19 protein-coding genes and 3 pseudogenes are annotated in these 24,577 nt (G+C 60.8%); 10 read left to right on the forward strand and 12 right to left on the reverse strand.

The window, feature by feature from the left end:
• Positions 1–151 (reverse strand): annotated as a pseudogene (locus BRW65_RS32580) (SDR family oxidoreductase); the annotation flags it as partial.
• A 174-nt stretch (positions 152–325) separates the two neighbouring features.
• On the opposite strand from BRW65_RS32580, the gene BRW65_RS29770 reads away from it, so the two are divergent.
• The 4 genes from BRW65_RS29770 (at position 326) to BRW65_RS29785 (ending at position 4,044) form a co-directional block, all read left to right on the forward strand.
• Positions 326–1,009 carry a TetR/AcrR family transcriptional regulator gene (locus tag BRW65_RS29770; protein WP_073880907.1) on the forward strand — a complete coding sequence of 228 codons (684 nt, stop codon included), beginning with the start codon at positions 326–328 and terminating at the stop codon, positions 1,007–1,009.
• A gap of 265 nt (positions 1,010–1,274) precedes the next feature.
• Positions 1,275–2,438 carry an acyl-CoA dehydrogenase family protein gene (locus BRW65_RS29775; RefSeq protein WP_073880909.1) on the forward strand — a complete coding sequence of 388 codons (1,164 nt, stop codon included), beginning with the start codon at positions 1,275–1,277 and terminating at the stop codon, positions 2,436–2,438.
• Between the two features lie 166 nt (positions 2,439–2,604).
• Positions 2,605–2,946, forward strand: a complete 342-nt coding sequence (locus tag BRW65_RS29780; protein WP_073880911.1) for a DUF732 domain-containing protein — start codon at positions 2,605–2,607, stop codon at positions 2,944–2,946.
• A gap of 330 nt (positions 2,947–3,276) precedes the next feature.
• A complete protein-coding gene (locus BRW65_RS29785) occupies positions 3,277–4,044 on the forward strand; it encodes a siderophore-interacting protein (RefSeq protein WP_073880913.1) in 768 nt (255 codons plus the stop codon).
• Between the two features lie 62 nt (positions 4,045–4,106).
• Here the strand turns inward: BRW65_RS29785 and BRW65_RS29790 are convergent, their stop codons facing one another.
• The 3 genes from BRW65_RS29790 to BRW65_RS29800 all read right to left on the reverse strand — a co-directional run bounded on the left by BRW65_RS29790 (position 4,107) and on the right by BRW65_RS29800 (position 7,971).
• Positions 4,107–5,123, reverse strand: a complete 1,017-nt coding sequence (locus BRW65_RS29790; protein WP_073880915.1) for a 3-isopropylmalate dehydrogenase — start codon at positions 5,121–5,123, stop codon at positions 4,107–4,109.
• A gap of 17 nt (positions 5,124–5,140) precedes the next feature.
• Positions 5,141–6,772, reverse strand: coding sequence for a long-chain fatty acid--CoA ligase (locus BRW65_RS29795; protein WP_073880917.1), 1,632 nt, complete (start codon positions 6,770–6,772; stop codon positions 5,141–5,143).
• 299 nt (positions 6,773–7,071) lie between these two features.
• Positions 7,072–7,971 (reverse strand): SMP-30/gluconolactonase/LRE family protein, encoded by a 900-nt coding sequence (locus BRW65_RS29800; RefSeq protein ID WP_244168274.1) that lies wholly within the window; start codon positions 7,969–7,971, stop codon positions 7,072–7,074.
• Positions 7,972–8,187: 216 nt separating this feature from the next.
• Between BRW65_RS29800 and BRW65_RS29805 the strand changes: the two genes are divergently transcribed.
• The 5 genes from BRW65_RS29805 to BRW65_RS29825 all read left to right on the forward strand — a co-directional run bounded on the left by BRW65_RS29805 (position 8,188) and on the right by BRW65_RS29825 (position 14,738).
• Complete coding sequence (locus BRW65_RS29805; RefSeq protein ID WP_084188091.1) at positions 8,188–9,957, forward strand: sigma-54-dependent Fis family transcriptional regulator; 1,770 nt, start codon at positions 8,188–8,190, stop codon at positions 9,955–9,957.
• A gap of 114 nt (positions 9,958–10,071) precedes the next feature.
• On the forward strand, positions 10,072–11,709 hold the full coding sequence (locus BRW65_RS29810) for a flavin-containing monooxygenase (protein WP_073880923.1): 1,638 nt from the start codon (positions 10,072–10,074) through the stop codon (positions 11,707–11,709).
• 115 nt (positions 11,710–11,824) lie between these two features.
• The gene (locus BRW65_RS29815; protein ID WP_073880925.1) at positions 11,825–13,090 is read left to right on the forward strand and encodes a homogentisate 1,2-dioxygenase; all 1,266 of its coding nucleotides are present in this window, start codon (positions 11,825–11,827) and stop codon (positions 13,088–13,090) included.
• Positions 13,091–13,129: 39 nt separating this feature from the next.
• Positions 13,130–14,305 carry an alpha/beta hydrolase gene (locus tag BRW65_RS29820; protein WP_084188095.1) on the forward strand — a complete coding sequence of 392 codons (1,176 nt, stop codon included), beginning with the start codon at positions 13,130–13,132 and terminating at the stop codon, positions 14,303–14,305.
• A gap of 28 nt (positions 14,306–14,333) precedes the next feature.
• Positions 14,334–14,738 (forward strand): nuclear transport factor 2 family protein, encoded by a 405-nt coding sequence (locus BRW65_RS29825; RefSeq protein ID WP_208611956.1) that lies wholly within the window; start codon positions 14,334–14,336, stop codon positions 14,736–14,738.
• Between the two features lie 228 nt (positions 14,739–14,966).
• On the opposite strand, the gene BRW65_RS29830 is transcribed toward BRW65_RS29825, so the two are convergent.
• From BRW65_RS29830 to BRW65_RS29850, 5 genes and pseudogenes are all read right to left on the reverse strand, one after another.
• The gene (locus BRW65_RS29830; protein WP_073880927.1) at positions 14,967–15,788 is read right to left on the reverse strand and encodes an AraC family transcriptional regulator; all 822 of its coding nucleotides are present in this window, start codon (positions 15,786–15,788) and stop codon (positions 14,967–14,969) included.
• 12 nt (positions 15,789–15,800) lie between these two features.
• Positions 15,801–17,006 carry an FAD-dependent monooxygenase gene (locus BRW65_RS29835; protein WP_073880929.1) on the reverse strand — a complete coding sequence of 402 codons (1,206 nt, stop codon included), beginning with the start codon at positions 17,004–17,006 and terminating at the stop codon, positions 15,801–15,803.
• A gap of 99 nt (positions 17,007–17,105) precedes the next feature.
• Positions 17,106–18,908, reverse strand: a complete 1,803-nt coding sequence (locus BRW65_RS29840) for an acyl-CoA dehydrogenase (protein ID WP_073880931.1) — start codon at positions 18,906–18,908, stop codon at positions 17,106–17,108.
• Positions 18,909–18,931: 23 nt separating this feature from the next.
• Entirely contained in the window at positions 18,932–19,663 is a 732-nt protein-coding gene (locus BRW65_RS29845) for a 3-oxoacyl-ACP reductase family protein (RefSeq protein ID WP_073880933.1), read from the reverse strand.
• Between the two features lie 44 nt (positions 19,664–19,707).
• Positions 19,708–20,176, reverse strand: a pseudogene (locus BRW65_RS29850) (beta-ketoacyl synthase N-terminal-like domain-containing protein); the annotation flags it as partial.
• A 135-nt stretch (positions 20,177–20,311) separates the two neighbouring features.
• Between BRW65_RS29850 and BRW65_RS29855 the strand changes: the two are divergent.
• Positions 20,312–20,962 (forward strand): TetR/AcrR family transcriptional regulator, encoded by a 651-nt coding sequence (locus BRW65_RS29855; RefSeq protein WP_073880935.1) that lies wholly within the window; start codon positions 20,312–20,314, stop codon positions 20,960–20,962.
• 232 nt (positions 20,963–21,194) lie between these two features.
• Here the strand turns inward: BRW65_RS29855 and BRW65_RS29860 are convergent, their stop codons facing one another.
• The 3 genes and pseudogenes from BRW65_RS29860 to BRW65_RS29870 all read right to left on the reverse strand — a co-directional run.
• Positions 21,195–22,262, reverse strand: coding sequence for an NAD(P)H-dependent amine dehydrogenase family protein (locus BRW65_RS29860; RefSeq protein ID WP_139273319.1), 1,068 nt, complete (start codon positions 22,260–22,262; stop codon positions 21,195–21,197).
• Positions 22,263–22,780: 518 nt separating this feature from the next.
• Entirely contained in the window at positions 22,781–23,977 is a 1,197-nt protein-coding gene (locus tag BRW65_RS29865; protein WP_139273320.1) for an LLM class flavin-dependent oxidoreductase, read from the reverse strand.
• A 427-nt stretch (positions 23,978–24,404) separates the two neighbouring features.
• A pseudogene (locus BRW65_RS29870) lies at positions 24,405–24,577 on the reverse strand (acetyl-CoA C-acyltransferase); the annotation flags it as partial.

The raw sequence follows: 24,577 nt of genomic DNA on the forward strand, positions 1-24,577 counted from the left end.
CCTGTCGGCGGCCGTGCGGCGTCGACAGGTCGGCGACGATGTCGGCGTCCTTGATGTCGACGCCGATCACGGTGTGCCCGTCGGCCTTGAGCCGCTGCGCGGTCTCGTAGCCCATCCCGGACGCCGAGCCGGTGACCGCATAAATGCCCATCGCTCCGTTCGCTCCCTGACCGTTGGGACGGAGACCTGCTAGGAGCAGATCGGGATAAATCGCCATGATACCTTGTTGATAGGCGGTCAATGACTCATAATCAAGATGGATGATTGCCAAGACGCGCAGTGCTGATGGCAGAGTCGGTCCGGATGTCTCGAGGAAGAAGTCTAAGTGGCGGTAGAGCCCGACACCGGTCGCGTTACAGCGCGAGCTGAGCAAGCTGCCGAGACACGTCAGCGAATACTCGGGGCCGCCATTGAATTGTTTTCCGAGAAAAGCTTCGACGACGTAGCAGTCGCCGACATTGCGCGTTCAGCCGGCGTAGCCCACGGCCTCTTATTCCATTATTTCGGCAACAAGCGCGGCATCTACCTCGAATCAATGCGCGTCGGCGCCGACCAGATGAGCGCCAACTTCAAGCTACGTCCCGGCGTGCCACCCGGTCGCCAGATACGTGAGGCCCTCAAGAAACACTTCGAGTACCTCGCCGCCCACCGCGGCTTAGCGCTGAGGCTAGTGCTCGCGGGTCGTGGCGTCGACCCCGAGGCGTGGGAAGTGTTCGAATCCCGTCGAAGGGACTCGGTGGCTGCGATTCTCGAGATTCTGGGTATTGATCCAACTGGTGATGCGATGCGCATGCTGGGCCGGGCCTTCGCCGGCGCCATCGATGCCACCGCCGTCCACTGGCTGGAGAGTGGCCAGCCATTCGACGTTGACGCCGTGGTAGAAAGCTTGATGCACATCGCAGTAGCAGCAGTGCACGCTGCCGCCCGGTTAGATCCTAACGTTGAGGGCGCCGAGGGCGTCGACGCTATTTTGTTTTCCGACAACGCATTCGATGGCATCGATGACTGACCCATGGAGGCGGCGACCCACCGGCATGGCCAACAATCGAAATCGCTATTTGCCAAGCGATCTCGTCAGGCGCCGCACGACGGCACGGGTACGTCCATATCAAATCGCATGGCGTGTCGCACATTCGGACAGCACCCCAGCATTGGCCCGTTGTGAAATGACATTGCTGGCTTCAGCGGGACCAAGTTCCGCCAGATCCTTCTTCCGCTGAACCGTCGCTCAAGCGAAGAAGTTGAGCACACAGAGATGGAGATCGACGAACAACATGGACCTGAGTACCAGACTGGTCGAGCAAGCACGCGAACTCGCCCCTCTAGTGGCAAGCGAGGCGGTGAATACCGAACAGCGCGGCGAAGTCTCCCGCAACCTCATCGACCAGTTTTGCAGCGCAGGGTTTCCGAAGGTGCTGGTCCCGAAACGCTACGGGGGCTATGAACTTGGCGTTGACACGATGTCTCGGATCGTCCGAGCCATCGCCCCTAGTTGCAGCTCGACGGCATGGATCTTCGCGTTTTACATGGGACACAACTTCATGCATGCACTGTTTCCGGAGCGCTCACAGGAAGAGGTGTTCGGGGACAAGTCGTTTGCCCTGTCACCAGGTACCGCCGCGCCTCAGTTCAAGATGGAGCCTGTCGCCGACGGCTATCTCGTCACCGGCCGCAGTAGCTGGAACTCGGGCTCTGCCGCCGCGGATTGGTACATCTCGGGCGGGCTGACCGACGGTCAGGATGGATCCCGACAGCACTTGCTGTTCGTGGTGCCGGCCGCCGACGCGAAGGTTGTCGAGAACTGGGACGTCGTCGCGATGCGCGGAACGGCCAGTAACGACATGGTCCTTGACAGCGTGTTCGTTCCCGAATACCGCACCGTCGACGCGGCAAGCGTGATGGGTGGAAGCTCACCCGGGTCCCAGCTGCACAGCAGCAATGCGATGTACTCGTTGCCAGTGATGCCGCTGTTGCTCGCCGAAGTTTTGCCCATCATCGTCGGCGCCTACCGGGCTGTGGTGGACGACTACAAGACGTTTGTCGAGGCGCGCCAAGGGCCGCGTTTCACCACGCGAACGCCGAGCAAACAACTAACACAGATCAAGGTGGGGCGTGGTCTAGCGGGCGCCGACCTGGCGGACACCATGTGGGATGACTACCTGAGGATACTGACGACCACGCCGCCGGATGTTCTTCGCGAACCGGTAACCCGTGCCGCACTGAAGGCCCGTGTTGCCACAATCACGGACTTTTGCGCTGATGGGATCGACGCGGTGGTTGGGGCTGCAGGCGCCGAGGCGTTCCGCTCGAAATCTCCTTTGCAGCGCTTCTTCCGTGACATAAGTATGCTCCGTGTGCACGCTTACCTTGACGTGGAAAATGCCTGCGAGCAATATGGCAGGCTCCTTTTTGGCCTGCCCCCTGAAGCGCCAATCTGACCGCGGGACATGATGTTTCGCCGATGGGCATCACATGAGTCGCGACGTATCTGGCAAGCCTAGAAACGAGCATACGGGTGGCGATTTGGTGATCGGTCACGGCCCGATCCGCCGCAACGGCAGGCCGCGAGGCAGGCCGTCACGGCGAGGCGGTGTTCTCACCGTGATGCTCCTCGCCCTCGCGACGGCGGGCGGCCTCACGCAGCCGGTAACACCTCGGGCGGGCGCTGCCCCGGCGCCCGAGGTGGAGTATGTCTACGACGTGGCCGTGCGGCGGCACTACAACTTTCCCAACAACGACGCAGTCGGCTATGGACATGGGATCTGCGACAAGGTGACGCGGGGCGAAGGCTACCCGCAAGTGATGGGTGAGGTGAAAAGCGACGTCACTCCTAACGATGAGGCCTCGGCGAATTACTTGGTGTCCTATGCGGTGAATCTACTCTGTCCAGAACAGATTTGGCAGCTGCGGCGTACGGCGGCGAATTACCAACCACCGGCGCAGTAGCACGGTGGGCACCGCGGATCACGGTGGTTGCCTATCATCATCGGGAGATAGGTGTAAGTCGGCAACGTCCTGCACGCCCGACGTTGAAGAACAACCGATCACATTCGATCGTCGCGCGAGTTGCACGGTTAGCTAATTCCGCTGCGTGGCAGCCTGATCGCAAGGGACGACTAATTCGTCAAGAGTCGGGACGTAAGGCCGAGCCATTGACATGCAACTTAGGCCAGCCTAACCTTACATAGTGCCGTTATGATGACCGCAGTGTTCCTGCGTCCGTGGCGAACATGCGGCACTGAAGTAGTTATCTAACCAGCGTAATTGGAGGCGACTATGCCAACGATCATCGATGCTCTTCCGCTCATCAAGTCGCTGCGCGACGCGGTTTTCCTGTCCGCGACCATCAGCGACATCGAACAGCAGACACCGACGATGCGACGTATCCAGTTCAGCGGCAACCGGTTACAAGGTTTGAGCTGGAAGCCGGGACAACATGTCCGTCTGCAAGTCGCGGGTCTCGGTGAATCGCTCCTGCGCCTGCACCCCCACGACGCGCTGCGCACCTATTCGATCTACGACGTCGACCCCGAAGTCGGCACGCTCGACATCGTCATGTTCAACCACTCCGGTGACCCGCAGACGCAAACACCCGCGCGCAGGTGGTCACGCGCCGCCGCCGTGGGCGACGATGTCCAATTCACCCGGCCCCAGGGCAATTTCGTTATACGACCAGATGCCCCGTATCACGTATTCGCCGGGGAAGAGACGGCGTCGGTTGCGTTCGGCGCGATGCTGCGGTCACTGCCGTTGACCGCGGAGGTGCACGGGGTGATAGAGGCGGCCGACCGGGGGGATCACCTCGATCTGGCTCGACCGCTTCATCGCGTGCAGCGTGGGGAGGCCACGGCCGAGGACTCCGCTGTGCTCGCCGACGCCGTGCGCGCACTCGAGCTGCCCGATCAACCCGGCGTCGCCTACCTCGCCGGTGAGGCGCGCACCATTCAGGCGCTCCGCAAGATCCTCATCACCGAACGTGGTTGGGACCGGCGACACATCCTCACCAAACCCTTCTGGACGCCCGGGCGTACCGGCATGGAATAGCCATTTGCCGGGACCGGCCGAGTCCGAGCTGATTGCGCGATGGGGATAGGGCCGCATCCGCGTCAGTTGCCGATGCGCTGGACAATGCGATCCCCGATGTCCGAGGTCGAGCCGGATTGGTTTCCGCTGATGCTCAAGTCCTCGACCACAGCTTTGTCTATCACCTGGGCTTCAGCATCAAATCCTAAATGACGCAACATCATCGCCGCAGACAATATCGCCGCCCGTGGGTCAGCCTTTCCTTGGTTCGCGATGTCGGGAGCACTGCCGTGAACGGGCTCGAACATGCTGGGATGCGCGCCGGTGGTATCGATGTTGCCGCTGGCAGCCAGCCCGATGCCGCCGCTGATCGCGGCGGCAAGGTCCGTAATAATGTCACCAAACAGGTTGTCCGTCAGAAGGACATCGAATTGCTGAGGCGCAGTGACGAGATGGATCGTGGCTGCGTCGATGTGCATGTAGGCAACCGTGACATCGGGGAACTTGCGAGCCGCTGCGTCAACGGCGCGGAGCCACAACCCTCCGGCGTGAGTAAGAACGTTGGTTTTGTGGACCAATGTGAGCCGGCCCGTCCGATTTGACGCGAGATCGAACGCGTACTGAACGACGCGATCGACACCGAACCGGGTGTTCACACTGACCTCGGTGGCAACCTCCTGCGGTGTGCCTACCCGAATGGCTCCGCCGTTGCCGACGTAGGGTCCTTCGGTCCCCTCGCGCACGACGACAAGATCGAAGGGGGCATCCCGGCGGAGCGGACCCGCTACACCTTGTACATGTCGGCTGGGTCTCAGATTGACGTGGTGGTCGAGTGCGAACCGAAGTTTGAGAAGGAGCCCGCGCTCGAGCACGCCGCTAGGCACCGACGGATCTCCGATTGCCCCGAGCAACAGGGCGTCATGCGCGCGTAGACGGTTCAGGTCGCTGTCAGTCAGCAGCTCGCCGGTGCGGTGATACCGCTGCGCGCCCAAATCGTACTCGACCGCGGAGAATTCCGTGCCCACTGCGCGAAGCACCTTCAGCGCCTCGGCCACCACCTCCGGACCGATCCCGTCACCCGGGATTACTCCAATATGCATGTTTACATACCCTTACTTCAGGATCTTCCGGTTTTTGCGGAGATCGCTTGGTACTCGTTGCGCAACTGATACTTGGCGAACTTGCCCGTAGCAGTCTTGGCGATGGCATCAACGACGAACACTTCATCGGGAACCCACCACGATGCGACCCGTGAGATCAGATGCTCACGCAAGTCCTGCAGTGCGACTTGCTGGGAATCCTTCGAGACGACGAAGACAACCGGCCTCTCGCCCCAGCGTGCATCGGCTCGGCCAATGACGGCAGCTTCCAAGATGCGCGGATGGGTCATTATCGCGTTCTCGAGTTCGATTGAGGAGATCCACTCACCGCCGGACTTGATGAGATCCTTGGTCCTATCAACGATGCGGACATAGCCATAAGGGTCAATGGTCGCGACGTCACCGGTTCTCAACCAGCCATCGGTGCTGAATGATTCGGCACCGCGCTGCGTATCGAGGTAGCCCGCAGCGATCGTCGGCCCGGCTACCTGCAGTTCGCCCGGTGTGACGCCATCCCACTCGATTTCGACACCGTCATCGCCGACGATCCGAATCTCCGTCAGTGGGGCCGCAACGCCAGCAGTTGCGAGCAGGCCACGCCGTTCGCTGTCGTCCAAGTCGTTGTGGACCGACGACGTACGCGCAACCGTGACTACGGGGCTGGTCTCTGTCATGCCCCACGCGTTGGTCAGTGTCACGCCGGCGAGATTCTCGTATGCGGCCGCCAGGGCTGGGTCCAGTGGCCCACCACCGCAAATCGTCATTCTAAGGGCGGACAGATCGCTATCGCCGATCAGCGGTATCAGCGAGCGCCAGACGGCGGCGACAGCTGCTGCGAACGTTACTTTGTGGCGCTGGAGCTGGGAGACGATGCGCGGGGGTTCCGTTCCTGGGCCGGGCAGGACGAGGTCCGCCCCAGCTAGCATCGTGGCGTACGGAAGCCCCCACGCGTTCACATGAAACATCGGCACGATGGGCATTACGACATCTGCTTCGCGGATACCAAACACATCCGATGTCAGCAGCATCAGCGCATGCAATACGACGGATCGATGGCTGTAGAGAACCCCTTTGGGGTTGCCCGTCGTTCCAGAGGTGTAACACAACGTGGCGGCGCTGTTCTCGTCGCCGACCGTGGGAATCGTCGACGCGGCATCCGATCGTTCGAGCAAAGCTTCGTAGTCAATTACCCTGGCGTCGGCTGGAATCGGGTTATCCGCGCCGTCGTCCATGACGATGAAATGACGAACTTTAGCTAACGATTCCGCCATCGGCCAGACGGTCGGCAACAACGAGCGGTCGACGAACACGACGTCGTCGCCGGCGCTGTCGACCATAAACGTGATCTGATCACGAAATGATCGGTGGTTGACCGTATGTAGTGTTCGACCCGTGCATGGCACGGCCAGGTACAACTCGACGTGGCGGTGTGTGTTCCACCCGAAGGTAGCCACGCGGGCCCCAGCCGGCACACCGAGCTGGTCCAATGCGCCGGCCAACTTGCGTGCCCGCTCCGATACGTTCGACCATCTCAATTCGCGTTCGCCATCCAGCAGACCAGTGATGACTCGCTTATGTCCGAAACATTTGTCCAGTCGCCGCCACAGCATCGAGATGGTCAGCGGACGGTCTTGCATCATTCCATGCATGTGGTGTTCCGCGATGTTCTTTCGTTCACGAAGGTCGTCCCTTCACGGTTGGCGCGTCCCGACATCGGTGATCGCATCGAAAGCTCAAATGATGCTTGGACGACGGCCGGCCCGAGATCGGCACTCCGACAGCATAGTTCGGCGCGGCGATATGTTAAGCCCAGTGGAAGCCAGGGTGGGTCGGCGCACGCGTGCGCGCCCCGCGGAGAGGGGTCGATGATGCATCGCCCGCGGCGGGCATCGAACTGTGCCAATCGATGATTCCATCCCAGGGCTGTTCCACTGAGCACGGTTGCCGTTCACGCGCCGACATCCACCCGTGTAGTGAGGATTCGCGACTCGCGCGTGTTGCGCCGCTCATGTTCTGCGAAAGATGGTGCGGTACACATGAAAAGCGTCCTGCCGTCATTGCCGCCGAGCGTGAGCGCAAAGATGCCGGTGTCCAAATGAATTGCGTGAGTTACCTGGCCGCCCTCAAGGACTCGGATGGCGCGCCGCCCTAGGGCATCGGCCACCCACAAAGCGCCTTCGCTATCTCGGCATATTCCGTCCGGGCCGACGGCGAGCGCCTGCAGTGCGGAGGTCAGTTCGTCAGTGTCGGGCAACGGTCCAAATCGCGCCCAGTCTCGGCGATCGGATAGTGACCCGTCGTCGTGAATATCGAAAGCGCTGATGCGATTCCCGAACGTTTCGCCCACGATCAAGGTGTCGTTAGCGATCACCGCACCATTTGGAAAGTGCAGCGGCTCAGTAACGATCGACACGCTACGATCAACATTGACGCAGACGAGCGGCGCAGCCGCCATTCGTGCTCCGGCCATGAGATCGAATCCAAAGTTGCCCACGTAGGCTCGGCCGCGGTCATCGACGACGAGATCGTTGAGCGGTCCGGCGGCAAGACCCGTCAGATCAGCGTGAAGGACGAGCTCACCGTCTAGCTCTCGGCGCAGAATTGCGTGATCGCGCATCGAGACGATTAGTAGTCGACCGTCGGGCAGCCAGCCAAGCCCGGATGGCTGCTGAGGCACCCGAGCCTCAACGCGACTGTCCCCACCGATTTCATTGGTTGAGACAACTTGATGGGTGTAGAAGTCTGAAAACCAGAGCCGACCGTCGCGCCAACGGGGACTCTCCAGATACGAATAGCCGTCAACGATTACTTCGAAGGTGCGATCCACTCCGGTTGAAGTGCTTGCCACCTCGCTAGCCTATGTTTGTCCGCAGCCGGCTCACTGTCTCATATCAATCCACGGCGAACCATGACCCAGGCAGGCACGTCTCGGCCGAATTCCATCATTAACGCCGTGGCCCACCAATCGCCTGTCCTAAAATGACACAACTATACGCAGCGCTCGAGACCATACTGGTGGTCTGCGCCGCAGCATTTGTGGCGTGTTCGTTTGGGAGGTCCATAGGTGATCGACAGTGAGGTCGCGCGCCGCCGAGAGCAGTTTTTGCGGTCTGGCGAGCCGGAAATAGCGCCCGGGATTCGCGACGAGATCGCGTTGTCGTGGATGCGCTCGACACTATGTTCAGTCCGTCCTGAGGTGGTCGATCCGCCCTACCGATCCGATTTCAGCACCCAGTCTCGTTTGCTCCGCGCCGCAGAACCGGTGTTGAACGCGATGGAAGACAGGCTGGCCGGTCTGGGAGTCAGCGTCATCGTCAGCGACGGGACAGGTCTTATCGTCGCTCGTCGGGTTAGCGACAAAGGGATGAGGTCGCGCCTTGACCGGCTGTGCATCAGCCCCGGCCATCTGTTCTCCGAAGACGCGGTAGGCACTAACGGGATCGGTACGGCGATCGAAATCGGGCGCGCGACCCGAGTGGATGGACACGAGCATTATCTGGACAAGTACGTGGACTTCACGTGTGTTGGTGTCCCAATCAGCGATCCGATCCAGCAACGACCGGTGGGCATTCTGGACGTCACGACTCGCGCTGATCCTGAGAACGAGGCCATCGAACTTCTGACCGAACAGATCGGTCGAGCGATTGAGGAACGATTGCTCGAGCAGCATTCGCTTCATGAGCGCTCACTACTGGACCACTTCATGCGTGCCAATCGTCGGACTCGGGCGGGGCTGGTGGTTCTGAGTGATCGAATCCTGATGGCGAATCCGCAAGCCGCGCGGCTTTTCGAGGATATGGATCACCCGCTGTTGTGGGACCATGCCTCGCGCGCGCTGTCGAGTTCGGATCCGATCATCGACGAATTCGTACTCGACGACGGCACTTTGGTGGCGACACGAACGACGGCTGTGCGAGACGGTGGAGAGGCTATCGGCTCGGCGATGGAGATTCGCCGGCTTGTGGATCGCCGCGAACGGGTCCATCCTGGTGGCCGTTCTTCGGTGCAGATCTTGGAGCATCGCTCGCGCGCGGAATCCATCCCGTTCCCCGCAACGTCGTATACGACAGGCATGGCGTCCGTCGGGACCCGGACAGTGCTCGTGTGCGGCGAGCCGGGCGTGGGAAAAGCGACCTTCGCGTCTGCTTTGCTCCGGGATAACAACGCGACGGGAACTGACGAACCACCGACCTACGATGCGGCACTAGCGGGCGTTGACGGCGGCCACGAGTGGCTAGCCAAGCTGGGGGAGTTGCTACGCGAGCAACCCAAAGATCTGCTAATCCGCCACGTCGAGCTTCTCGACGATGACACGACTCGACGTTTGGTGCCGCTCCTGCGATCCGCGCAGGCGCGAGGTACACGCTGTGTCCTCACCCGCACTTGCGGCGAAATGTCGGACGATTCGACGTTCTCTGCGCTGGAGGCCGAGACCATTCGGTTACCGCCACTGCGCGACAGACCCAATGACCTGCCAGCCCTCGTTGCCGCCCACCTAGGGGATCGGCGATTGGCTCCCGAAGTACTCCAGTTGTTCCTGCGTTGTCAGTGGCCGGGAAACATCACGCAGCTGTTCTCGGTCCTCCGAGAGATGGCGGCGGCGTCTCCTCGACAGACTCTCGGACTCAATGACGTGCCGGCCGAATTGCGAAGGTCTGCACCCCGTCGGCCGCTGTCTCGCTTCGAGCAGGCCGAGCTGCACGTGATCTTGGATGCGCTCGCTGAAACTGGCGGCAACAAGCAGCAGGCAGCATCGCTCATTGGGATCTCCCGTTCAACGCTCTACCGCAAGCTGCAAAACGCCGGCGTCGATCTGGAGAACACCGTCTACTGATCGCGTCATGACCAAACATGCTGTCCGTGACCGACATTGGGACAGTGTAGGCAGATGCGGCGGGCATAGGTTCAAGTCAGTTTTCCGAGCCTCTACTTGTCCGGGAGGGTTACGGTGGTCTTCACCGATTCGAGCATCGAGCGTGGTACCGACGCTGACCCATACCTGGATGTCCTCGTCGTAGGCGCCGGGTTCGCCGGACTGTATCAACTCCACAACCTACGGAAGCGCGGCTTCTCGGTTCATGTCGTGGAGGCGGGAGCAGAGCTCGGCGGCGTCTGGTACTGGAACTGCTATCCAGGAGCCCGTGTCGACACCCTCGGAGCGATATACCAATATTCGGATCAAGCGCTTTGGCAGGACTGGGATTACACCGAACTCTTTCCGTCATGGGAAGAAGTAAGAGCATATTTCCGATACGTCGATGCAAAACTGGAGCTTAGTCGCGATATCTCGTTCAGCACGCGCATTACCGCTGCCGAGTTCGACGAGGACGCTCGCCGCTGGCTTGTGTCCACCGCCGACGGTGTGAGGTTCTTCCCTCGCTATCTGGTGATGTGCATTGGCTTCGCGTCGAAGCCCTACCTACCGGAAATCGAAGGACTACAGGACTTTTTGGGCGAATGCCATCACACGGCGACCTGGCCGCAGGACGGAGTGGATCTATCGGGCAAGCGGGTCGGCGTGATCGGCACTGGCGCAAGTGGAGTTCAGGTCGTCCAAGAAGCGGGTCGGTGTGCCGAGCAGCTCACGGTTTTTCAGCGCACGCCGATTCTGGCGCTGCCGATGCGTCAGCAGCAATTGGATGAGGACGCCCGCCGAGCAGTGAAAATCGCGCAGCCAAACCAGTTCAAGAAACGCGCAGAAACGTTCGCCGGATTCGATATTGATTTCCTCGACCGGTCCGCGCTGGAGTTGACTGACATGGAGCGCCGTCACGTCTACGAAGAGCTGTGGGAAAAGGGCGGTTTCTACCCGTGGCTCGGCACATTCAACGATATCCTCTCCGACGACGAAGCCAACGCGACAGCTTACGCCTTCTGGCGGGACAAAACACGTCTTCGGATCAAGGATCCGTGGGTCGCGGAGAAGCTTGCTCCAACGATTGCGCCGCACCCTTTTGGCACAAAACGACCGTCGTTAGAGCAGAACTATTTTGAAGTGTTCAACCAAGAGAATGTGACACTTGTCGACGTTCGTGAGACTCCAATCGAACGGATTACAGGCTCTGGCGTATCGACGACCACAGCGCACTATGACGTCGACACGTTGGTTCTGGCCACCGGATTTGACGCACTGACCGGCGGATACTTCGCAATCGACATTCGCGGCACGAACGGGACGACGTTGCAAGAGAAATGGCACGGCGGAGTGCGTGCCCACCTGGGAATCGCGACGGAGGCCTTTCCGAATCTTCTGATGGTGTACGGCCCGCAGAGTCCGGCGGGGTTCTGCAACGGGCCGACGTGTGCGGAACTTCAGGGCGATATGATTGTCGACACGCTGGTGTATCTGCGTGACCATGGGTTTACTCGTATCGAAACCTCACGCCAAGCCGAGGAGCAATGGCGTGAGCACGTTCTTGAAAGTTCTAGCCAATCATTGTTCGATCGTGCTGACTCTTGGTACGTCGGCGCAAACGTTCCGGGAAAACCGCGCGAGATGCTCAATTATCCCGCAGGCGTGCCCACCTATTTTGCGAAATGGCGCGAATGTATTGAAGCGGGTTACAAAGGATTTGATATGTGCTGAGCGAGACCTGGTTCGCTAACGCTGATTGATAGATTGGAGTGATTCCGCGATGACACAACAAGCGGCTGACGTCGATGGGTCGTCGACAACATCAGACACAACTACAACACAGGCCATGGCCTACCAGTCAGGTCTCGGGAACGAATTCGAGACCGAGGCCCTGCCGGGAACCCTCCCGCTCGGGCAAAACAGCCCACAGAAGGTCGCTCACGGACTGGTCAGCGAGCTGATGTCGGGGACGACATTCGGTGCGCCGCGTGGACTTAACCGTCGCTCCTACCTGTTCCGGATCCGTCCATCCGTGCAGCATGGCCGATTCGAGCAAGCTGGGAGCACAAGCTTCCTCACCCCGCCGTTCACGCTGCCGGCTGCGCCGCTCGACTACTGCTGGGGCCCGTACAAGACATCACAAGCTTCGGTCGATTTCCTCGACGGTCTCGTCACGATTTTCGGCACAGGCTCACCGCTGTCGCAAACCGGCGTCGCGTTTCACGCCTACTCGGCAACCGCCTCGATGCGGGACAAGGTGTTCGGCAATGCCGACGGCGAGATGCTGATCGTCCCGCACGTCGGTGGCCTGCACCTGGTTACCGAATATGGGATCCTCGACGTTTACGTCGGCGAGATCGCCGTGATACCGCGGGGAATTCGCTTCCGTGTCGAGCTTCTAGATGGCTACGCCGGCGGTTTCGTCTGCGAAAACTTCGGTATGCCACTGCGTTTGCCCGAACTTGGGCTCATTGGATCGAACGGCCTCGCCAACGCCACCGACTTCAAGATCCCGGTCGCGGCCTACGAGGACCACGATGGATCCGTCCAATGGACCCATAAGTTCGGGGGCAACCTGTGGAACTGCCAGATGGATCATTCACCCCTCGACGTGGTCGCATGGCGAGGAAGCTTGTATCCCTACAAATACGACTTGCACCGATTCGTGGCAATGGGCACGGCGACAGTCGATCATCCCGACCCGTCGATCTTCTGCTTGCTCACCTCACCGTCGGACCCGATTCTAGGGCCCAACTTCGATGTCATGGCCATCACTCCCCGTTGGGTGGTCGGCGATCACACGTTCCTGGCCCCAGGATTTCACCGCAACTGTGTCACGGAATTCCTTGTATTGTTGCAAGGCAAGTTCGGTGACCTTGAGCTGGGCTCGACAACGTTGACCAACGGATTCACACCGCATGGGCCCGATGCTCGAACCCAGGGCGCCCTACGCGAAACGTCGCCGTCTCCGGTGAAGCTCGACGACCAGCTGATGCTGTTGTTCGAGACGCGGTTCCCCGTGCAGGTCACCCATTTCGCGCGTTCGACCATGCCCGTCGTCGAGGACTACGCCTCGCAATGGGACGCGATCCCAAAGAGATTCGGAACGTAACCGCCGATCACAACAACCGAGAGCATAGGAAGGTCACCAGTGTCGACGCGTCAGAAGTTCGAATTGACCACGGAATGGGTGGGCATCACCCATACGGAGATCACTCAGGGCCAGGAGACATACGGCTATGTTGAGCCGAATCGCGTTGCACTAGAAGGCGTGCGATTCCTGCCGAAGGATCGGCCGTCGGACACGCTGTTGATATATATGCATCCCACCGCGACGATCAGCCGGTTGCCGGTACCGCGGGCGATGGCCGAGGCCGGCATGCACGTGTTGTGTGCCGAAAGCCGATACACGCGCAACGACACCGCACTCATCATGGAGAAGGTGCTCCTCGATTACGGTGCCTTCGTCCGGCATGCCAAGGAGGTGTGGGGGTACGAGAAAGTGGTCCTGTCGGGCTGGTCCGGTGGCGGCTCACTGACCTCCTACTATCAATCGCAAGCCGAGAACCCCACCGTCGTCGATACGCCCGCAGGCGATCCAATAGCGCTCGGACAGCTCATCGGCGGCGATGGCCTCGTGTTTCACGCGGCACACCTCTCGCGCGCAGAAATGCTCGCAGACTTCATCGACCCGTCGGTGCTCGACGAAGCCAACCCCGACATCCGCAATCCAGAACTTGACCTATACGATCCGCGCAATCCCAATAAACCTCCCTTTACTGCGGATTACCTGCAATACTTCCGAGCCCAACAGAAGGCGCGGGTACGCCGGCGGACCGCCTACGTTAAGGAGCTACTCGAGCAGCTCCGGCTCCATGGAGGCGCCGAAACTGATCGGGTCATACTGACTCACCGGACGATGGCCGATCCGCGATGTCTCGACCCGGCCATCGACCCCAACGATCGCAAACCCGGAACGTCATTGATGGGGGACCCTGAGGCCTCCAACGTCAACCCCGCAGGAATCGCGCGGTATTGCACACTGCGATCGTGGCTGTCGCAGTGGTCACTCGATGACAGCCGCGCGCACGCGGCGGTCGCCGCGGCCAATATCACCATTCCGGTGTTGGTCATCGAGAACAGTGCCGATCACATCGTCCCGCAACCACATTCCGAACGCTTCTTCTCTGCATGTGCGAGTAAGGACAAGACGTTCTTCATCGCCAAGGGAGCCGACCACTACTACCGGGATGACACCACCAGCCTTGAGTCCGTTGTCGATGAGACCATGGGATGGATGGCGTCGCGAAACCTGTTAACGGACTGAGACATAGAGCGGTTAGGAGACTATGGCAATGCACTCCACGGGTATGGAAGGTCAAACCGAAACGGCGGCTATCGGCGACAAGTTGTTCGCCGGCATGGAGAGCGGTGACTTGGATGCCGTTCGCGAGTGCTTTGCGCCTGACGCGCTGGTGTGGCACAACGCCAACAACCAGGTGGACGGTGTCGAGGAGACCCTTCGCACCCTGGCCGCGTTTACCGACTACTGGACGCTGAAGTACGACGACATCCGGCGAGTAAAGATTCCCGATGGATTTGCCCAGCAGCATACGTTACGTGGTCGCGGCCCTGCTGGCGATGAATTCGAGGCGCACATAGGGGTTTTCGTCACTCTGGGGGCTGCGGGCACGATCGTCAGAATTGACGAATATCTCGACCCGTCGCAATTGCCGAAATATCTTGACCCGTCGCAATAGCCGCTGGGCTGAGCTGACGGAGGTGGATATGGCCAGCCACGCTACACGCGACGAGGACTGGCGTGCGTGCGCGACTGTGCTCGACGTCGGTGATACCTCTAACGGGGTTGGTTGAACCGATATCGGTCGCGGGCGTCCGGCTGATGGACCAATTCAACTGCGACGGCGGTCGTGTTAAGCGCAATCTGCACAGGCTTTCGCCAACGGGTGGGTCAGAGACCTGAAGTGTCAGAGTGACATCGGGAAGCTGTTGTCCGAGTGACGAACTCGGGCGCGACGCCGTGCGAAGAACTGGGCGGGGGATTCGCCGAGGGCATTGCGAAACATCGTGATGAACGCGCTGTCGGTCTCGTAGCCCAGATCTGACGCCACCGAATGCACCTGCGCGCCTTGCGACAGCCGTTGCAGCGCCAACATGAGCTGGAACTGTTGGCGCCATCGACCAAAACTCATACCTGTTTCGGATTGGACGAGCCGAAAAAGTGAGCGCTCGCTCATGGCAACCTGCCGCGCCCACTGCCCGATGGTGCGGCGCTCGGCTGGATTGTCGAGCAACGCCTTGGCGATAGTGCGCAGCCGCGGATCACCGGGCATAGGAACGCGCAAATTCTCCACCGGGGCCGCGGCTAGCTGATCGAGTGTCGTTCGGATCAGCCGTTCTTCAGCACTTCCGCGCCGGTAGAGCTGCGGAAGCTGCGATGCCGTGACAATCAATTCACGTAGAAGCGGTGATACCGACACCGTGCAGGCGCTATTAGGCAACTGCGGGAGCACGTCTGGCTCGACGAATAGCACGTACACCGCGATGTCGCCCTCGCCGTGCGCCGAGTGCTCAAGATCAGACGGGATCCACAATCCACACTGGGGTGGAACAATCCACAAATCTCGATCCACCTCGCACGTGAAAACGCCGCTGGCGACGAACACCAGTTCCGCCTTGTGGTGGCGGTGCGGTGGGTACCGGAAATCGTCCATGACGATCCGCATCGCGGCGGCGTTCGCCTCGCGAGGCACAAGATGCGGGTGCGACGTCAGCAGTTGTGGATCCATGCCCACCTCCGGCTAGTACAGTTGGAGATCGATGGCGTTCGCTGCACGGGCGAGCAGCGCCCCGCCGGTGGCATCATCGTTGCCGGATTCAAATATCTCCAGCACTTCGGCGGTGGACTGCCTAATGTCCTCCCATGTCGCCTGAAGGGTGAATTCTGGAGTGCTATTCAAGATTGCCTGGTTCACCTCGGCGTAGTGGCGCATAGCCGCCTCGTACCTGGGGAAGGCGATGTGCGGATCGCCGCCGGCGGCCTTGAGTTCACCCGCCAGTACGTACGCCCCAACGACGGCGACGCTGGTGCCTTGACCAGTGAGCAAGGTCGGCGCACACGCGGCGTCGCCGACAAGGCTGACCCGGCCGCGTGACCATGAAGGCATATGGATCTGGGTCACCTCGTCAAAATACAGGTCGGTTGCGCCCGGCAGCGCGTCCAGCAGGGTCTGAACTGCCCAGTACTCGGTGTCGTCTTTCATAGCATCGTGGATAATCGCCTTTTGCGCTTCTTGGTCGCGCTTATCGAAAGTGATCGGCGGCGAGGTGAAGATGAACATGCCTCGGGTGTGCTTGTCTAAGCCGTACTGCATCACGCTGACGAATTTTCCGGGCAGCGACGAGACGAACCACTGCCGTTCCATGTTCAGCAGGTTGGGAATGGTGTAGATGCCAACGTAGAACCCCGCAGGCTTTGCAAAGGTGCTCTCCGGGCCGAATACCAAGGACCGCACGTTCGAGTGCAGCCCGTCGGCGCCGATGACCAGGTCGTACCGCGAGGGCGGGTGGTTCTTGAAGGTGACGTCCACCCCATCGTCGTCCTGATCGATCCACGTGATGCTGTCGTCGAACACATAGGTGAGGCCCTCGACCGATTCGCGGGCCTGATGCAGGATGAACGTGAGGTCATCCCGCAGGATTTCGATGTCGCCGGTGCCGGCGCCAAAGTTGCCGTCGGTCTTCCAGACCGGCTTGCCGTGTTCATTCAAGCGCACAATTTCTCGCAGCCGCACCCGCACGTCCCGGCAGGCATCGGCGATTCCCATACGCTCGGCCACCGTGACGGCAACGCCACGCAAATCCGTTGCGAAGCCCCCGATCCGGGGAGCGGGCGCTTGTTCAACCACGGTGGTGTCAAAACCGTGGCGCGCTAACCAATAGCCGGCGCACTGGCCCGCCGCACCCGCACCAGACACCAAGACTTTAAGTTTGCGCTCGTTTGCCATGGTTGAAACCTATCCGCAGTCAGCGCTGGCGACATCACGCAGATTAGCCAAGAAATTGCTAAATCCTGCCATGCCGATGCGGCAGCGGGAACATGCGCCTCAAAACCAGTCCGGGTGCATGTCCAAGGTCGTCGTGTCCATGGTGGCGAGCAGATCGAGTTGGGCCGACACCTTGGGCAGCTCGTAGGTGAAGAAGTAGCGTGTGGCGGCGCGCTTGCCGGCATAGAAACTCCCGCGACGTCCGCCCGTCGCGTTGAGCTGATCGAGCCACATCCACGCAATCAAGGTGTGGCCGACGGCGTCGAGGTAAATGGAGGAGTTGGCCAACGCCAGCCGGCGGTCGTTGTGATTCACCAGCTGCGTCGTCACCTCCCGCACGTTGTCCCACACGTTATGTAGCTGTGCGGCCCAACGACCGGCGTCTGGATCGCCTGCCTGTGCGCGTTGGACCGTCGCGGCGATCCTCGCGGTCAGCACCTGGACGCCAGCGCCGTCGTGCAGTCTCACCTTGCGCCCAAGTAGATCAATTCCCTGAATACCGTTGGTGCCCTCGTGGATCGGGTTGAGCCGATTGTCGCGGTAGTGCTGCTCCACGTCGTAGTCACGGGTATAGCCGTAGCCGCCGTGTGTTTGGATGGCGAGGTCGTTGGCCAGCAGACACCATTGGGACGGCCAGCTCTTGGCGATCGGTGTCAGCACGTCCAGCAGGAGCCCGGCGTCGCGGATCTGTTCGGGATCCGAACTGCTGGCCTGCTCGTCGACCAACCGAGCGCAATACAAGCCGAGTGCCATGGCGCCCTCGACGTAGGATTTTTGGGCCAGCAACATGCGTCGTACATCGGCGTGTTCAATGAGTGGGACCGGCGCTATGTCGCGTCCACTGAGATCTGGCGGACGACCCTGGGTGCGGGCGCGCGTGTACTCGACGGACTTGAGGTAGCCGACGTAGCCGAGAGCGGTGGCGAGAAAACCGACTCCGATACGGGCCTCGTTCATCATGTGGAACATGTATGCCAACCCGCGGTTCTCTTCGCCGACCAGATACCCGACCGCGCCGGGTTGATCGCCGGGAGTGTACGTACCGTCGCCGAAGGTCAAGACGGCGTTAGTCGTCCCGCGATTGCCCATCTTGTGGTTAAGCCCGCTCAGCACGACATCGTTGCGCACTGTGGTTTGCGGGCAGACCGAGTCCGCAGTCAGATACTTCGGCACGATAAACAGCGAGATCGACTTGACTCCAGCGCCGCCGCCAGGTGTCTTGGCCAAGACAAGATGAACGATGTTGTCGCTGAGGTCGTGGTCTCCGCCCGAAATCCACATCTTGGTGCCTGTGATGCGGTAGGTACCGTCGGCCTGACGTTCCGCACGGGTGGTGATGTCGGCGAGTGACGAGCCCGCATGCGGTTCCGACAGGCACATCGTGCCGAAGTAGCGGCCCTCCAGCATGGGCCGCACATACCGGTTGACCTGCTCGTCGGTGCCATGCGCGGCGATGAGATGCGCGTTGGCGATGGTCAGAAACGGGTAGTTGGCCGTGCCGGCATTCGCGGCCTGAAAGAACGCCATCGATGCGCGGGCGACCGTTGTGGGCAACTGCATACCACCGACGGCTTCGTCGAACTCTCCGGCGATCAGACCCGAGGCGATGTACGCGTCGAGTGCGGTTTTGATGTCCTCGATGAGGGCCACCGTGCCGTCAGGGAGGATTCGTGGTTCGTGGGCGTCGCTCTTTTTGTTGTGTGTAGCAAAGTAGCGAGTGGCGATGTCGGTACTCAGGTCGAGCACTGCATCGAAGGTCTCTCGAGAATGTTCTGCGAAACGTTCCCGCTGCGTCAAAGACTCGATGTCGAGCCATTCGTAGAGCAGGAAGTCAATATCGCGGCGCGAAAGTAGTTCAGACATAGCGCTTTCGGGACGGTGAGGGTTCAGATCGATAGGCCACCGTCGACCGGAAGTACGACTCCGGTGACATAGCCAGCTTCTTCGGAGGCCAAAAAGCTCACGGCGGCAGTCATTTCGGCCGGATCTCCGAATCGGGGAATCGGGCCGGTGACCTCGGCGACCCTATCGGCCGGAATAGACGCGGTCATTCGAGTAGCCGCGTTAGGAGAGATGGCGTTGACCGTGACTCCGAAGTGGGCGAGTTCCTTCGCCGCAGTCTTGGTGAAGCCGATGATCCCGGCCTTGGCCGTCGCGTAGTTGGCTTGGCCCCGGTTGCCGTGTAATCCGGTGTAGGAGGTCACATTGATGATCCTGCCGAAGTGCTGCTGGCGGAAGTGCGGTACACAGGCTCGGGTCAATCGGAACGTGCCCCCGGCGTGGACGGCCAGCACTTGGTCCCAATCGTCGTCGGTGAGCTTCCATAAGACCCTGTCACGCAGTATGCCGGCATTGTTGACGAGGATGTCGACGCGTCCGGAGTGGGCGACGGCGGTCGACACGACGGCGTCCGCGTCCGCGCTGCGAGTGACGTCGGCGGGGATTGCGACGGCTCCGACCTCACTGGCCGCCTCGTCCAGGGCCCGCTCGTCGAAATCCACCATGAACACGGTCGCACCAGCGGCGCGGAAGTGGCGCGCGATGGCAAGGCCGATGCCTCGCGCGGCGCCGGTGACGATCGCGCTACGCCCGGCGAAGTTGAACGACATGTTCGGCATACCTGTTATTTCTCCTTGCTAGCTCAGTCGCTGCACGATCGTGGCCATGCGACCGCTCGGAGGCGCCGTCGGCGCGATGGGCGTTCGGCGTCTGCGTAGATCGGATTGTGCGTGTCGGGTAAGGAATCTGAGATGCCCTTGACATACCGGGACACGGTTTCGACCCCCCGCGGAAATGAACGCATCGTCCTCGCCGGCCCTGATCGCGTGCATCGACATCCTGGTCGTCTGCAGCGACGAGGAGCAGTATCGGGTCACAGTGGTTCCGGGCAGACCGTCGTAACCCAGTTGGACCGCGACGTTGCGGGCGATTTGGAAGCCTTGCTCACCGCCGGGCAATCCACAGCCCAGGTCGAGATCGTCGATATCGGCTACGTCGAGGGCCGGAACCTGTGCCAGTGCTACGGAAACCATCTGCGCGGCGAGGTCGTCAGGTCGCATATCGACCAACGCGCCCTTAGCGGCCCGACCGATCGGGAAACGGGCGGCGGCGACGATCACGGCTTCGGTCATAGCGCTCCTACTCTGGTCGCCCACGGGGCGGGGAGCAGTGAATAAAATATGCGAGCGTATAGTTTCTATACGTTCGCATATAATGGATGACACCCGACGCTGTGTCAAGAGGCTAGGAAGTAGAAAGAACGGGGCATGGGCGAAGTGCAGACCAGAGGTGACGCAAGTCAAATCGGAACGTCCAGGGCCGCCGCACGCATCCGGACCGCGGCGGTCGAGATATTCGCCCAAAGGGGTTATGGCGCAACGTCGCTGCGTGACATCGCCACCCGCCTGGGGCTGAGCCCTGGCGCCGTGTATCCCCATTACAAGACGAAGGAGTCGCTGCTCTACGCGATAAGCCTGGAAGGGCACACCGCGGCGCTCGCCGCAGTGACCATCGATCACTCGGAGGCCGGGGGGCCCGTCTCCCAACTAGAGCGCGCGGTGGGCGCCTATGTCGAGTGGCACGCAGTCAATCACGCGCTGGCCCGCGTGGTGCAGTACGAACTGCGGTCGTTGTCCCAGGCGCACTACCGCCAGATCGCGACGATACGAAAAAAGACCACGGCAGTCTTCAGCGACATAATCCAAAAGGGAGTCCGCGCAGGTGATTTCGATGTCGAGGATGTCGATGCCGCGGTGCTGGCCATCTCATCACTGTGCATCGACGTCAGTCGGTGGTTCCCAACGCGCCGCCGCCGAGACCCAAGCGAGCTGGCGAGTACATATGTTGGCCTCGTCATGCACATGCTCATGGTGCGAACGTCGCAGCAACCCAAGGCTTGTCGGCCTCCGAGCTGCTGAGAAAAGCCTTCATGCGGTGGCGTTTCGGCAAGTTCCGGTCAGTGGATCGTGCCGCACTCACGCGTAGTGCCGATTCGGCGCGTGGGCCGGCGTGTAGGTTATTTGGGCGCGTCGGTTCGGCGACCGCGAAAGTACAACTTCCAATCTTGTCTGCTATGTCGAGTATGAGTGTGGCGTCCGCACTCGGTGCCGGCTAGTGGCTGCAAGCACCCAGCGACAACGCGGCTGTGCTCTAACCTGAAGGCGTCGGCGGCCGCCAAGGTGCAAAAACCGGAGCGTGCAAAATACCGGCAGGCGCCGCGCAGACATCTGGAATGGCATTGACCGCGGTGGCCATCGTGGCGTGAAAAGCGGGGTCATAAGCCGCAAGGTCGCCGGCCGGATCCAGTGTCGTCAACGTGTCGAACACGCTACGAACCGACGGCTTTCCTTCGATCTCAATGATCCACTGGTATCGGTCCGGCGGGATCGGCCAGCCGCCCGCGCCTCGCTCGCATGACCAGTAAACCTCGACGTCAAGGAATCGATGGTCGCCCACGTAGCCGGCAACGGTGTGCTTGACTGCCACGACGGTGCCTTGTTTGACATGCCCGACCACAAGGTCGAGATCTTTTGTCGCCGTGGCCGGTTCGAGCCCGGTCTCCAGCTTGGTGAGCGTGACACCGAGATTCCGAGCTACGCCAGTTACCATCTCGGAGAAGAACGCCGCAAAGTATGGGCCGAACGGCATATCTCCGTGAACTTCGCTGGCTGGCCTGCCGAAACGAAGCGCATCAATGAGTGTGGATGCAGCGGGGTGGTCCGTGCAATCAACGAGCTCGACTAACCGCAAATGGTCGACTTCCGTGCACATACCGGTCAAAGTCGCTGCAACGCGGTCAAACATGAAGCCGGGTTCGATACCGGTGCCAAAGAGTGTGGTGTTGCCGGCGTGGCAAGCCCGGGTGAGCCGCTCAACCACTTCTGGCCCGCGGAACTCCGGGGCGAAGTAAGTGGCCGTACTGATCACGTTCTTGCCCGAGGACAGCAGTGCTTCGACGTCGTCGTCGAGCTCTTGCAATGACGAGGAGAGCGGCGTGTAGAGCACCACGTCTGCTTCGCTGGCGATCACCGCATCGCGATCCCGAGTTGCCCTAATCCCCGTCGGCGGTCGATCGACGAGCTCGCCGGCGTCACGGCCCTCCTTGTGCTCGCTGTACACGTACAAGCCGGCGAGTTCCAACGAAGGATCGTCGATTATCTGCTGAAGACAGAGAGATCCGACGACACCGGGCGCCCATTGAATCACACGATAAGTCATAATTCGAGATTAGGTTTTGATTGAGTAAATAGCAAGTGGCCCAGGGACATTCAAGTAAAGAACCTGAATATTCAAGTATGTCCGACTGATTCACAGATTAATCCGCGCGGATGGGTAGAGAATGCCGCGCATTCGTGGCCGCGATAGCCTTCCTTCGCAACTGTCGACGCCAGCGAAGATGTGGACCGACATAGCGTGGCGTTACTTCCCAATCGCGCCTGCCGCAAGGGATCACATTAACGGTCCCAGAATCTCATCGCGATCTTGTCGAGACGTCACACGTTGCTCCGCCGAGCGCTGTCGCCACAAATGAGAGATCGCAGGCGGCCCTGTTCATCGTCCGGCCGCTGAATCTCTCTCGGGTACTTTAGATTTGATCGGGCTCTTCTGTCGACGGTGTCAACCTCATGATGTTCGATCGTATCGCGCCGGTACGGCTAAAATCCGACTCCTTTCTAACGCCCCGAGCCATTGCAGTGGCCGTTCATCGCTCAGGGCGAGGTGCTCGAGATTTGGTCTTATGAGCTCTGGTTGAGTGCGACGGACGATCTGGCGTCTGCGGATACGTTGGTGCGCTTAAGGATTCGCGCTACCTCGATGATCCGATTGGCTGAGAGTTGGGCATCTTCCGGATCCAGAAGGAAGGGCAGGGTATCCCCAAGGTGGAGCCACGTCGCCCCCGCGTCGATGTACGGTTGCAGTTGTTCGGCGACCTGTGCCGGCGTGCCGTATATCCATGCTGCTTCTGTCATCTTGCGTGTTACCCGACCGAGAACCTCCTCACCCTCAGCCTTGCTGACCTTGACCGGCAGCAGGTCCAAAGCATAGTGCCAGCCGGGCCGGGGAGGCTCGAATCCGTCGCGCCGCCAGTCCTCCTGATTGATCCGACCCCACGTCGCCGTGAGCCAGCGCATAAACGGGTGATCGAGAGCTCGATCGATCACGTTCTCGTCCTCATGGATCAGCAATGCGCAAGGGAAAAGCGCGAATTCGAACGCCTCCGGATCGCGGCCGTGCTCAGCGACTTGGCCACGCAAGCTGGTTACGATCTCCTGCAGGTGCTCACCGCCGTTCGCTACTCCCGGCGCGAGCGTGGCGAAGCCATCTGCGTATTTGGTCGCGATCTCAAGCAGTTTCGGTCCGCCGCCCAAGCAAAAGACGCGCGGTGGCAGGCGCTTGGCGTCCCCGAGCCACGCCTGGTCATAGATCCAATGGTGGCCTTCGAAATCGATCGGCCCGTCCTTAGAGAGAAACTTCTCGTAAATCCTCAGGTGGTCCTCCATCCGCTTCAGGCCCTGTGCGCGCTTCCAACCGAACGGCTGAGCCTGTTTGAGTTCACCGGCGCCCAATTGCAACGTTGCTCGCCGACCGGACAATTCGCCGAGGGTGAGCATTGTTTCAAAAAGCTCTGCTGGGCTGCGCCGCACCGTGTCGGTGGCGGCCGTAACTCCTAGACCGGGTGCCGCACCGACGGCATGGGCCAGCGAGGTGAACGGGTCGGGAAACGAGTCGCAATCCGGTAGCACACGCGCCATCGGGATCGAATCGGGATCCCACATCCATGGCGGAGTAAACCATGTGAGCTGGTCCCACACCATCCCACTATCGATCACACCGCTGTCGCGGTACTGTCGAGCATTGTCCGTCAAAGTAGCCCGCAGATTGTATCGGCTCCAGGCAAACGGCGCGTCGATCTCAATTCTCCCGCTGCTCAATGTTTCTCCTTCGCTTCAGGTGTGAGCGCCCATTATGGGCACACTCGGATGTGACCCGGCTGTTTGCGCACGGTCTAGCCGGTTTGGTCGATTGTTAACGGGTGCAGGACATATCGACTTTGTGATCCACGTGAGTCGAAGCAGTCGGCGGTTGTCGCCGGAGTCTCGCCGCGATCCCAGCATTGCCCAAGACGAAGTCGATTCGTCCCAGTACGCCGCCCCTGTGATGAGTGCGACCTTGCCCTCGAACTGCAGCGCCACCCGACCCTCCGGTTAACGAATTGCTCGTCCGCCCGAATGTAGGTCGAGGTCTTGTGGCCGAACTGTCCGAATATCGGTCACCACGGGCTGTCACGTTGGCGCGCGAGAGCGCCGTTCTCGGTCCCGTACGGCGCCTGAATGCTGCGCTTGGTCGACGCCGAACGCGTCACGGACGCTTGGGATTCCGCAGGATCAGGGCGTCGCCCTGCCCGCCGGCGCCGCACAGCGCGGCGACGCCGTATCCGCCGCCGCGCCGCGCCAGTTCCAGCGCCACGTGCAGCGTGATCCGCGCGCCCGACATGCCGATCGGGTGCCCGACGGCGATCGCGCCGCCGTTGA

It is taken from the genome of Mycobacterium paraffinicum (assembly GCF_001907675.1).
Classification (GTDB): Bacteria; Actinomycetota; Actinomycetes; order Mycobacteriales; family Mycobacteriaceae; genus Mycobacterium; species Mycobacterium paraffinicum_A.

Excerpts from the sequence above, each read along its gene's own strand:
- BRW65_RS29825 (WP_208611956.1), top strand. The coding sequence starts at position 14,334 with ATGCACTCCACGGGTATGGAAGGTCAAACCGAAACGGCGGCTATCGGC.
- BRW65_RS29860 (WP_139273319.1), bottom strand. The coding sequence starts at position 22,262 with ATGACTTATCGTGTGATTCAATGGGCGCCCGGTGTCGTCGGATCTCTC.
- BRW65_RS29830 (WP_073880927.1), bottom strand. The coding sequence starts at position 15,788 with ATGGATCCACAACTGCTGACGTCGCACCCGCATCTTGTGCCTCGCGAG.
- BRW65_RS29855 (WP_073880935.1), top strand. The coding sequence starts at position 20,312 with ATGGGCGAAGTGCAGACCAGAGGTGACGCAAGTCAAATCGGAACGTCC.
- BRW65_RS29845 (WP_073880933.1), bottom strand. The coding sequence starts at position 19,663 with ATGCCGAACATGTCGTTCAACTTCGCCGGGCGTAGCGCGATCGTCACC.
- BRW65_RS29815 (WP_073880925.1), top strand. The coding sequence starts at position 11,825 with ATGGCCTACCAGTCAGGTCTCGGGAACGAATTCGAGACCGAGGCCCTG.
- BRW65_RS29795 (WP_073880917.1), bottom strand. The coding sequence starts at position 6,772 with ATGCATGGAATGATGCAAGACCGTCCGCTGACCATCTCGATGCTGTGG.
- BRW65_RS29840 (WP_073880931.1), bottom strand. The coding sequence starts at position 18,908 with ATGTCTGAACTACTTTCGCGCCGCGATATTGACTTCCTGCTCTACGAA.
- BRW65_RS29775 (WP_073880909.1), top strand. The coding sequence starts at position 1,275 with ATGGACCTGAGTACCAGACTGGTCGAGCAAGCACGCGAACTCGCCCCT.
- BRW65_RS29780 (WP_073880911.1), top strand. The coding sequence starts at position 2,605 with ATGCTCCTCGCCCTCGCGACGGCGGGCGGCCTCACGCAGCCGGTAACA.
- BRW65_RS29835 (WP_073880929.1), bottom strand. The coding sequence starts at position 17,006 with ATGGCAAACGAGCGCAAACTTAAAGTCTTGGTGTCTGGTGCGGGTGCG.
- BRW65_RS29790 (WP_073880915.1), bottom strand. The coding sequence starts at position 5,123 with ATGCATATTGGAGTAATCCCGGGTGACGGGATCGGTCCGGAGGTGGTG.
- BRW65_RS29785 (WP_073880913.1), top strand. The coding sequence starts at position 3,277 with ATGCCAACGATCATCGATGCTCTTCCGCTCATCAAGTCGCTGCGCGAC.